The following is a 10,466-nucleotide window of genomic DNA, read 5'->3' as shown; positions in this document are numbered from 1 at the left end:
CGGGCGGATCGCATTCGGATTCCGCAACCCCGACAACCAGCGACGCAGGGTACGGTGGGCCTGCACCCGCCGCTCCCGGCGGAGCACACCCAGTCGGCGTCAATGCCACTGCTAACTGCGAAGAGCCGGATTCCGAGGGAGTGGAGTTCAGGCGACGGGGATCGGGGGTGCCCAGCGGGCGCGGCGCACCGCCTCGCGCCGGCCGGGGTCGGCGACGAGGGTGGGCAGCAACAAGACCCACAGCTCGTCGATCCGGCGGGGCAGGTCGTGGCGGTCGGTGAGTAGCCCGGACAGCTGCTGGAGGCCGGTGAACGCCCCGATCACGAACCGGGCCACCGCGTCCAGGTCCAGACCCTCGCGCAGGTCGCCGTCGTCGGCGGCGCGGTCGAGCAGGGTGCGGCAGGCACCGATCCAGTCCCGGTACGGGTGGGCGGGGGTGCGGTCGGCGAGTTCGGTGGACAGGCGCAGCCCGGCCCGCACCAGCGCGCTCTCCTGTAGCAGGTCGGCGAGGGCGTGGCTGAGCATGACGATCTGCTCGAGCGGTGGGGCGTCGGGGGCGGTGACCCGTTGGACGAGGGCGATCGAGCGGCGGTGCTGTTCGTCGATGATCGCCGCCACGAGGTCGTCCTTGGAGCGGAAGTGGTAGTACAGCGCGCCCTTGTTCGAGCCGGCCGCGGCGACGATCTCGCCCGTGCTGACCCCGTGATACCCGGCGGCGGCGAACAACTCGGCCGCGACGGTGACGAAGTGGAACCGGGTGACCCGGCCCCGGTGCTGCGTGGTCCCCACCACCCCTCCTTCCCGCTCGCCTCGCGTTGCCGTTCCCTCCGGATCCCGGTAGCGGCCCCCACGGCCGAGCACCCGGACAGCCTACGGGCACCGAGGCAGCGCACCGTGCGCCGGCGCCGCCGAGACCCTGAGTGCCCGGCCCCGGCCACCCCGGCGCCGAGCCGCCGCACCGCACCGCACCGGACGTCCTCGTCACACACTCGTCCCGCACTTCTTCCCGGAAGCAGGGCACACCCCTGCGCACCGACGAACCGCCCCCATGGGGCGGGCAGCCCCTCGGGTGTAGCAGCGAAATGCCGGATCGACCGACCTTCCATGAAAATACCAGTCGGATGGTTTCCGTGATGGAAGTGTTACCGGATACGTGCGTGGTTGGTGGGAAACCGATTAGGTTTTCGGTCAGCGATGGCGCCACCACTGACCCTGCTCCTGCGAAAGACGGTAGGTCTCAATGGAATCGCTCCGTCGCCGTGCCCTGGGCACGCCCCACCGCCGGTGGGTGAGTCGCTGCGTGATCGCCGCCGCGACCACACTGCTGCTCACCCACGGCAGTTCCACCGTGTTGGCCCAGCCCACGACCACTCCCGCCGCCCCGATCACCACCTCGACGCCACCCCCGAGCGCCGGCGCCACCACGTCCACGACCGAGGCACCGGCGGCGGCACAGTCGCCACCGAACACCACCGAGATGACCGAGGCACCGTCGACCTCGTCGGTACCGACGGCGACGCGGGTGCCGGCACCGCCGATCACCGAGACCCCGACGTCCCCCACCGCCGTGCCGCCGACACCGCCGCAGGCGAGGCCGGAGACGGCACCGCCGGCACCGGGCAAGAAGGAGCCCTGGGTTACGTGGACACCCACCGAGAACCCCAATTCCACGATCGTGCCCGGCAAGATGCGCTCGGACCGCCAAGAACTTCCCGAGGGCTTCACCAAGGAAGACGCCGACAAGGCCGAGATCGCCGAGGCGAAACTCCTCGCGGCCTCCCGATCCCGCAACGCCCGCAGCGGCGTCGCCACCACCGTCGCCGCCGCCGCTCCCACGGACTGCATGGTCTACTTCCCCGCGTGGCAGTACGTCGTCTGCGGGGAGATCCGCGTCAAGTACGACTCCCTCGGCGGACCGAACAGCTTCCTGCTCTGGCCCACCAGCAACGAACTGGTCAACCCCGACCAGGTCGGACGCCGCCAAACCTTCGCCAACGGCCCGATCTACTGGCACCCCAACGCCGGCGCGCACCCCGTGGTCAACCACTTCATGATGAAGTGGGGCCAGCACAACTGGGAAGCCGGCTTCCTCGGATATCCCACCACCGACGAGATCGTGCTGCAGAACGGCCGGCGCCAGGACTTCCAAGGCGGCTCCATCTACTGGAGCCCGGTCTCCCTCGGCGCCATCGGCGGCGCCATCCGCGACAAATACCACGCTCTCGGTGCCGAAACCGGCCCCCTCGGCTACCCCAGCAGCGACGAGATCGCCGTCAACAAGTACAACGGCCGCTACAACAACTTCCTCAACGGCACCATCACCTGGTCCGGGCAAACCGGCGCACATGTCTTGTACCGAGACATTCGAGATCGCTGGACTTCGACAGGCAGGGAGGACGGGCACCTCGGTTATCCGTTGGAGGACGAACAGGTCACCACTGACGGAATCGCACGATTCGCCGACTTCGAGAATGACGCAAGCATTTGGTGGACGGCGATCACCGGTGCCCATGAAATCTCCGGCGAGTTGCTGAAAATATGGAACGCGCATGGCGGTTACGAAGGAATATTCGGAGCTCCAGCCAACGGCGCACAGGCGCCAGACGCAAGTAGACAAGTTCCAGGCCAGCCGGTAATTACGCTGAGTCAGCGCTTTGACAATGGTGTCATCAATACAACTGGCACCGGCCGGGTGCTCACAGCTACCTACGAAGAACCTGTTGACCCCGATCCGACGCTATTGCGTCAAGATGCCCTCGAAATCCAACCATTTGATATCCCCCCTGGCGCCACCTGGCCTCCTCCGGATGTTGCCGCCAACTATCCAACCGCCGAAATTCTGGCAGAAGCAACGAATCCTGATTTCATCAGCTACGGAGTGATGCCGGTACGGCAAGGCTACTGGAGCGGTTCCTGGAATGACGGATGGGGACAGGACAAAGCGGAGCACAAGCATCAATTGCGTTATCCGGACTCAATCGCGATGATCCTGGAGTCGTCCAAGCATAAACCTCGTAGTGGCGGCGACGAAGGAAGAGATTTCTACGTTCACGCTGTAGACAGATTCTGTCATCTTGAATGGGACGGGTACGACTGTGAAGAAGTCGAACGGCGTACAGTGCATGCTATATACGACTTCAGGTCATTCCCTGAGGGATACAAACTGTCTCCGGCAGGCGCTCCGGGACCCGTTGGAGTTGTAACTGCATACTGTGGTGGTGGAAATACTCCACTGTCGAACACAGAAATATGCGACCCATGGGTTGACGTGGCACTGATGAACCCTGAGCCGGATACGGGAGGGTAATATTCCGAGCGCGGTGCCGCCCCCTATGGTGTTAAGTGGGCGGCACCGCTAGGAAGGGTTCATCCATCCAGGGCGAGTGATCCATGTAATGTCACCTTCTGCCGGCGGATCTTGCATTGGACCCGGACTGGCGAGGTCATCCAAATAAAGGCCGGCAGCCGCCCTTGCGTCACCGCCTGGCGATATCCTTCGCAGTTCATCGAGGATCAATTTGTACCCGCGTCGGGATAGCGGAACATCTCCGTTTCCGTAGTGCTCTACCACAACTATTACTGTTCCTAAGTGTTCCTCTAAGGAAATCAATTCTACCCGCATGGAACCCCTAGCCTGCTCATCGACTAACCCCATTGTTAATGCAGCCAAAAACTGCAGCGACCATGAATCGAATACCGTATCGTACTCTTGCTCGACGTGACTCAAATTACTCAACCTTTTCTGGCTTGGTTTGTGTAAGGGGCGACGTGATTTGATCTGTTCGTCCCGTCTACTGCTGGTCGGATTCGGATCGAAACGGCATGGCGAGGTCTCCGCATCGGGATTCGCTGACGCGGACGAGTCCGGGGACAACGCCATCCGGTTGATCCGCAGTCATGTCGAGGCAGAACCCTGCCCCGTAGCTGAGGCGTTCATTTTCCAGCAGAACCCCATTCGACACGGATGTGATGCCAGTCGGGATCCAGGATTCGCCCGGGTGGCCCTGGCGCAACGCGGTGAATGCGGCGTGCGGAGAGATGAGCTGTGGACTGTCCGGCCGGTGTACAGTCCAGGCGTCCCGGTTGAGGTCGGCGCCGGTCAACGGAGTCATGATCTTCGGTCACCTATGCAGTGTGCTGTGAGGATGGCTGGCATAGGTCGCAAACCTACTTACCCGTCTTGGTCTGGTCGACATGTCCTGTTTGCTGATCCTTCAGCAGCACACCGTGCGGAGCTTCCAGACCTCCGGACGACAGCACAGTATCGTCCGACGATATGGCGTGGTTGATGCTTGGTGTTCTGGCACTGCTGGGGTTGGCGGCGGGCGTGGTGGTGCGACGACGAACCCGGCTCGGTAGCGCGCCAGGGTTCCCGTGGTTCTGGGTGGCGTTCCCCGTCACCTGCATCGTCATCGCGACCGCGATCGGTGTCTTCGCTTGGCCTGAAGTGTTGACCGGCTCGGGAAGTTACTGGTGGGAACCGCCCACTGCGAATCGCCCCGGTCTGCAGTTCTTGTCGAGCGAGCAGTACCAGCGGTTCGTGACACTGCGCCGGTGGAGATGGGTGCTGCCGGTGGCATCGCTCGCGGGAATCGGGTTGTGCGTGTGGGCTTGGCGGCGGCGGCGGGTGTGACACCGCTATTGCCGATGGGTCCTGCAGGACACCACGGAATACCTGAAAGGGCAGGCATGAGCATGAGCATGAGCCTGTGCCGATCAGGGGTGTTCGGTGAGGTTATACATCGTTGGATCGGAGGCCGTCGATTCGTATGACGGGCAGCCACGTCGCGAGGGTCCGGCCGAGGGCAACATCGGCGATCTGCGCGACGGGCGACGGCACATCCAGATCCAGCATGCCCTGATCGCCGTGCAGGAACTGTCGGGCTCGCTCAAGCAGAATGCCCAGCTCGACGTCGGTATGTGCGGACCCGACGTGGGCGAGGATCTCGTGCCGGCCGCGGTGTCTGCGCACGACCTGCACCGCTACCGCCCCGGAGGCGGTGCGCACTTTCCGCACGAATGCTACCGCCCGAACCTACCTGCTTAAACAACACTATGGTCGCCTCACGGCTCGGCCCCTGGCGGGGCCTCCCCTCGCGGGCCTTCACCACCGCCGCGGACTGCGGCGCACTGGCCCCACAACCCGGTAGCGACGCCACCGGGGGCCTCCCGACCGGGGAACGAGGAGAAACCGGTGGCTTCGCCACCGGGAAACCCCCGCCGGAGCAAGTACGGCCCACTCTATCGGACGAAATCCGCTCTACCTGCTTCGTTCTATCTATATCCATAGATAGATACGCTGAGAGCATGACGGTAACCCACGAACCGCGTCCGATCCGGGTAGTCGTGCTCTGCCGAGTCAGCACCGGAACGCAGCTCGAGGGCTATGGCCTCGACGTCCAGGAGAAGGACTGCCGCAACTACGCCCGCACACACAACATGCGGATCGTGAGGATGTGCCGGGACGAGGGGGTTACCGGAAAGGCCGGTGACGACGAACGCCCCGGCCTGGCCGAAGCGTTGCAGATGCTCACCGATGGGAAGGTCGACGCCCTACTCGCTCCCAACCTCGATCGCCTCGCCCGCCACCTCACCCAGCAGGAAGCCATCCTGTCGGTGGTGTGGGCACACGGAAAGCGATTCTTCACCGCCGACCGGGGAGAACACCTCCCCGACGACGACGACGATCCGATGCGCACGTTCGTCCGGCAGGTCATGGGAGCCGCCGCCCAGCTCGAACGTGGGCTGATCGTCAAACGCCTGAAATCAGGGAGACGGCAGAAGGCCGAAAGCGGCGGATACGCAACAGGATCGCCTCCCTACGGTCAGCGTGTTGTCGATCACCAGCTCATCGAGCACCCCCAGGAAGCTGCTGTCCTGCGCCAGATGCGTGCCTGGGCCGCCGAAGGGGTCGGCGTGCGAGCTATCGCCCGCCGCCTCAACGACGCTGGCGTGCCCGCGAAACGCGGCGGACGGTGGCATCCGTCAACGGTTGCGCGGCTTGTCGATTCACGTGCTCGTGCCGACTCGCGCCGACGATCAGCGTCCGCCCGCGCCGCGGATCGCGAGCGCGAGAAGCTGGCTCGCGCCGGCCGCGTTCTTGGTCGCGTCACATGATCCGCTCACCACGAATCTAGGAAGAGTCTCGCAACGTACCAGCGGACGTGCTGTTTCCCGCTTGTACATGGATAGCGAGTTGATCCCCGCCGTCGGGGGGCCACTACATATACATACTGAAAAGGCCAGCGCCCCGGCGTCGGGGGGAGAGGCCGGGGCGCACGGCCCGCACGCTCGGGGGTGACCGCGCGTGACCGACGGCCACGGTACACCCCGGCCCCACACCCACCCCACACCGGTCTCACCACCCGCGGAGAGCCGTCGGACCGGGGCGCCGGACGCCCGGTCACTTCCGCCCACGCGAGTGCCTCGTCAGGACCGGTGTCGGTGCCGGCGAGGACAGTCGACCGTCGCCGGTCACGCCTGGGCGAGCCGTTGGCGGTGTTCCTTCTGCCGCTGCTGCTTCATGCGGGCTGCGTGTGCCTGCTGCCATTTCGGGTGTGTGCGTTGGCGGACCGTTTCGGCCTCGTCGAAAATCGGGCTGCGGCGCGCTGCTCGGCGAACTCGACCGCGGGCCGGGGCCGCGCTCGATCGTCGGCAGCAGGTTTCCGGCTCGATGCTCGCCGACGAGCTGGTCGAACTGCCAGGCCGGACAGCCCTGCTCGGCGAGCATCGCCACAGCCTCGGGGTCGTCGTCGATCCAGGCCACGACCGGTGACCGGTCCTCGTACTTGTCGACCCATTTCCACCAATGCCGGCGCTTGATGTCGAGGGCTGGGCGGACGGTGCCGTCGGTCCAGAAGTCGCGGCACTCGATATGTCCCGGAGGTAGGGAGTTCTGCCGGATCCAGTAGTCCGTGGTCGGCATGAACGCGCCGAGACGCGTTGTGGTGTACGCGATGGTCAAGCCCGCGCCGGCAAGGTCGCGGACGAGGCGGCCGCCGGGCCGGTTGAGCGCGGCGTCGCTGAAGTGCCTGTGGAAGGCCTTCCAGTCCCGGTCCTTGTACTTGGGGGCCTAAATCAGGTAGGTGAACGCGTCCATCTTGGCCAGTGGACCATCGATGTCGATGACAACGGTCGGTCCCGGCGGGGGTGGGTCCACCCAGGGGGTCGGTCGGTCGAGAAAACGCCCTCTGTTCGGCTGCCCCACTCTCATCCCCCAGTTGGTATTGGGGTGGTCAAGGATACGACACCCCCTCGGCGACGAAGATCGCCTCGAGAAGGTTCTGATTCGTGGCCGCGGCGATGCGTTCGTCGATGCCGGGGGCGGTGAGGTCCAAGGCCCGCAGCGATTCGCCGACCTTTGCGACGGCGAGGCAGCGGCGGACGCGGTCGGCGTGGTCCTGGGCGTAGCGTGCCAGCGCGGACCACTTGGCCGAGGTGTCGGCGAGGTCGAAGCGGTGCGGGTCGACGATGTCCATGACGTACTGGCCGTCGCCGTCGTCGTGCCAGAACAGGAAGTCGGGGTGCATGAGCTGGTGCTTGTCGCCGAACTCGTACGGCACTGCCAACGCGTGCCGGCCGGATGACGGGTTGCGGTACCAGCCGACGAGCGTGTCGGAGTCGAGTTCGGAGTCGAGGACTTCTTGCTCCCATGACGAGCGGGAGGTGTCGACGGGGAACTTGCCGGCGTCGGGCTTGCCCGCCGGGATGACGTAGAGGTGCAAGGGGTAGGTGTCGATCGGCTCGACGGTCGCACCGCGCACCTTCTCGGTTGCTGCTGGGTAGGCGTCGCGGACCGCGACCGTGGTCGGCAGCATCGGCGTTCCGCCCAGGTGCCACAGCGGTTCGATCTGGTCCCGGACATGGCGCGGTTTCGCCGACACCTTGGCGGCGTGCTGCTGACGCCAGTTGTCGATGAGGGCCGCTGCCTGTTCCTCGATGACCGTCTTGAATCCGAGGTCGGCCATCGCGGCCAGGCGGGCCGAGGCGTCGATGTCGTCCTCGCCTCGATCGCACAGGTCGTTGTAGTACCAGTTGGCCGAGCCGTCCGGGAGCAGACGTTTGGCCTTCCGGAAGTAGCCCTCGAGGTCGCGCTCGTTGGTGGGGGTGGCGGACCTGCCGACGCTCTGCATGAGCGCTTCGCCGTAGGCGACCATCGTGGTGCTGATGGTCAGGGACATGATGTCCTCGACCTTGGCGTCGATTTCGCTGCTGCGCTGTCCGTCGGCGGCGCGCATCTGGTCGACGATCCACTGCTTGGCCTTGGCCGAGCCCTGCTCGAGGAGGTCGTGCTCGGTGAGGGCGGCGGCTAGGCGCATCAGCTGGGCGGTACGGGAACTGAACGTTGTTCTCTGCCGTGTGTAGGACGGGAGCGAGTCGAGCAGATCGAACAGCTCGGGGGGCACATCGGCTGACTTCTCGCACACGACGGGGGCGACGACGACGTCGACCTCGACGGTCTCGTCCTCGGTCAGGGCGTTGACGACGCGGGCGACGTGTTCGGTGCGGAACCCGGGCAGGTACGCGGCGACCTCGTTGAGGCGGTCGTCGCCGCCGTCGACACGCTTGGCCAGCGGCGTGCGGACCAATCGTCCGATCAGCTGGGCGATCTCGGTGTAGCTGTCCTTGTTCTGGAAGGAGATCATCACCTCGGCCCGCGGGCAGTCCCAGCCGGTGGTCAGCGCGGACTTGAACAGCACCACGCGGGCCTGATCGTCCCCGGAGATGGCCTCGGGCGGGAGGTATCGGACGGTCTTGTCGCCGACCTTGTACTGGCCGTGGTCGCCGAACGCGTGGGCGACGGCGTAGTCCGACAACGCGGGCCAGGCCGATTCCATCACCGCGAGGATCTCGGCGAGCCGCGCCTCCTCCTTCGCCGGAGACAGACCTTGCTCGACCTGGACCACCAGCAAAGGCTCGACCGGCCGGTCGCCGGTGGTCGCGTGGTGGATGCGCCACGCCTGGTCGGAGGACTTCAGGTCCTCGACGGCCAGGGCGAGCATCGTGTTGTCGGCCGACTGCGACTCGCCGAGACTGCGCAGCAGGATGCGGTCCTTGAGCAGACCCGATTCACGGACGTCGCCGGCCTTGACCTCGACCAGCCGCATGGTGCGGTCCGCGGCCTGCATGGCGGCCTGGAATCGGTCCGGCGTCGCCGAGATGCCCAGCACCACCGGGGCCGGCGGCTGGACGGTGCCGATGTTCGTGGTGCCCCCGCCGACGATGGTGCCGGCGATCGATTTGCGGTCGGTGTTCTTGGTGCCCGCGCCGCGGTGCGCCTCGTCCCAGATGACCAGGAAGTCTTCGCCGCGTTCCCGGACGGTGTTGGCGATCATGTCCCAGGCGCCGTGGGTGCGCTTGTCGTTGTGGGTGCCGTCGGGCCGGACGGCGTGCAGCGTCGAGTTCTTCTGCATCGCCTGGATGTGGACGAAGTAGATGTGACCGGGTTCGAGCGTGCGGTGGTCGACCTCGCCGAGGAAGCGGATGCGGTTGATGTCGATCGATCCGCCCGAGGCCTGGGTGATCTTGGAGATCGTCTGCGCGTTGAGCGAGCGGTCATCGGTGATCCACAGGACCGTCATGTCCGGGTTCGGAGTCCGCGTGGGCGTGCCCTTGTAGATCCCTTCGAGCACCGCCGTCGCGATCACGGTCTTGCCGGCGCCGGTGGGCGCGGTCAGACCGACGGCGGTGCGCTCCCCGTCGTCGAGGTAGCCGGCTCGGGCCTTGGCCAGGTGGGTGAGCACCGATTCGACCGCGGTGCTCTGGTACGGCTCCAGTGTGAACTTCACCGCCCACCACCGGTGATGTTGATGGTGTAGTTCGACAGGTAGTCCTCGTAGAGCTGGACGGTCTCGATCCCGACCGGGAGCCGCTCGACGGCCTGTTGGTACTCGGCCTCGGAGTCGGTGATGACGAACACCACCGCAGGGGGCGTTCCACTGGTCGCGGCGTCGGTCACGGCGTCAGCAAATGCGGTGAGCACGTCGACGTCGAACAGAACGCCGTACGCGCCGGTGAGTGCCCAGCCTTTCTCGGGGACTTCGTCGATGCGGGGTCCGCGGGCACCGCCTTCGAGCCACATCAGCGGGGCCACGGACTCGAACTCATGCCCGCGGCGCACCATACCGGGATCGAGGTAGGTGAGGTCGAACATCTCGACGTTCGCCGCGAGTCCCTCCGAGTAAGAGGAGCCGTCCGGGCGCTTTCCGGTGACCACGGTCGAGATCCGGGGCCGGCAGACTTGCTGGAAGACCCCGCATTGCTCCCATTCCTGGTCTCCGGGATGCCGACCTTGCCGGCGCAGCCTCTGTTGCTGCTCAATTCCAACTTCATTGAGGTTTTCTCAGAGTGCATCTGAAAACTCCGGGTCGAGGGTCAAGCAGAACGGGCAAGCCGACGTGACATCGTGGCGATCATCGCGACGTGGACCATCGCCTCATGATGATCGGGTCGGGTCTCGTAATCCC

9 protein-coding genes and 1 pseudogene are annotated in these 10,466 nt (G+C 65.6%); 3 read left to right on the top strand and 7 right to left on the bottom strand.

The annotated features are described in order from the left end of the window. Positions 1–147: 147 nt before the first annotated feature. Positions 148–789 (bottom strand): ScbR family autoregulator-binding transcription factor, encoded by a 642-nt coding sequence (locus tag WAX14_RS01545; protein WP_422626337.1) that lies wholly within the window; start codon positions 787–789, stop codon positions 148–150. A gap of 399 nt (positions 790–1,188) precedes the next feature. Further along, positions 1,189–1,653: a hypothetical protein gene (locus WAX14_RS01540; RefSeq protein ID WP_422626336.1), complete on the bottom strand. Its 465-nt coding sequence runs from the start codon at positions 1,651–1,653 to the stop codon at positions 1,189–1,191. A gap of 22 nt (positions 1,654–1,675) precedes the next feature. On the opposite strand from WAX14_RS01540, the gene WAX14_RS01535 reads away from it, so the two are divergent. Continuing rightward, the gene (locus WAX14_RS01535; protein ID WP_422626335.1) at positions 1,676–3,307 is read left to right on the top strand and encodes an LGFP repeat-containing protein; all 1,632 of its coding nucleotides are present in this window, start codon (positions 1,676–1,678) and stop codon (positions 3,305–3,307) included. 484 nt (positions 3,308–3,791) lie between these two features. Here WAX14_RS01535 and WAX14_RS01530 read toward each other — a convergent pair whose 3' ends face one another. Further along, a complete protein-coding gene (locus WAX14_RS01530) occupies positions 3,792–4,103 on the bottom strand; it encodes a hypothetical protein (protein ID WP_238072372.1) in 312 nt (103 codons plus the stop codon). 173 nt (positions 4,104–4,276) lie between these two features. Between WAX14_RS01530 and WAX14_RS01525 the strand changes: the two genes are divergently transcribed. Continuing rightward, positions 4,277–4,633, top strand: a complete 357-nt coding sequence (locus WAX14_RS01525) for an amino acid permease (protein ID WP_072816376.1) — start codon at positions 4,277–4,279, stop codon at positions 4,631–4,633. Between the two features lie 171 nt (positions 4,634–4,804). Here WAX14_RS01525 and WAX14_RS01520 read toward each other — a convergent pair. Beyond that, positions 4,805–5,017 (bottom strand): annotated as a pseudogene (locus tag WAX14_RS01520) (IS1634 family transposase); the annotation flags it as partial. Positions 5,018–5,307: 290 nt separating this feature from the next. Here WAX14_RS01520 and WAX14_RS01515 point away from each other — a divergent pair. Beyond that, the gene (locus WAX14_RS01515) at positions 5,308–6,117 is read left to right on the top strand and encodes a recombinase family protein (RefSeq protein ID WP_072816378.1); all 810 of its coding nucleotides are present in this window, start codon (positions 5,308–5,310) and stop codon (positions 6,115–6,117) included. Between the two features lie 286 nt (positions 6,118–6,403). On the opposite strand, the gene WAX14_RS01510 is transcribed toward WAX14_RS01515, so the two are convergent. The 3 genes from WAX14_RS01510 to WAX14_RS01500 form a co-directional block, all read right to left on the bottom strand. Continuing rightward, complete coding sequence (locus WAX14_RS01510; RefSeq protein WP_422626334.1) at positions 6,404–6,964, bottom strand: hypothetical protein; 561 nt, start codon at positions 6,962–6,964, stop codon at positions 6,404–6,406. 271 nt (positions 6,965–7,235) lie between these two features. Beyond that, positions 7,236–9,788, bottom strand: a complete 2,553-nt coding sequence (locus WAX14_RS01505) for a DEAD/DEAH box helicase (RefSeq protein ID WP_422626333.1) — start codon at positions 9,786–9,788, stop codon at positions 7,236–7,238. After that, complete coding sequence (locus tag WAX14_RS01500; protein WP_422626332.1) at positions 9,785–10,216, bottom strand: hypothetical protein; 432 nt, start codon at positions 10,214–10,216, stop codon at positions 9,785–9,787. Before WAX14_RS01500 ends, WAX14_RS01505 begins: the two co-directional genes overlap by 4 nt. Positions 10,217–10,466 lie beyond the last annotated feature (250 nt).

Origin of the sequence: Rhodococcus sp. (in: high G+C Gram-positive bacteria), from assembly GCF_049299235.1 — a bacterium.
In the GTDB taxonomy this organism is placed as follows: Bacteria; Actinomycetota; Actinomycetes; order Mycobacteriales; family Mycobacteriaceae; genus Rhodococcus.
The sequence above is the reverse complement of the archived record's forward strand: the minus strand, read 5'-3'. Positions and strand labels throughout refer to the sequence as shown.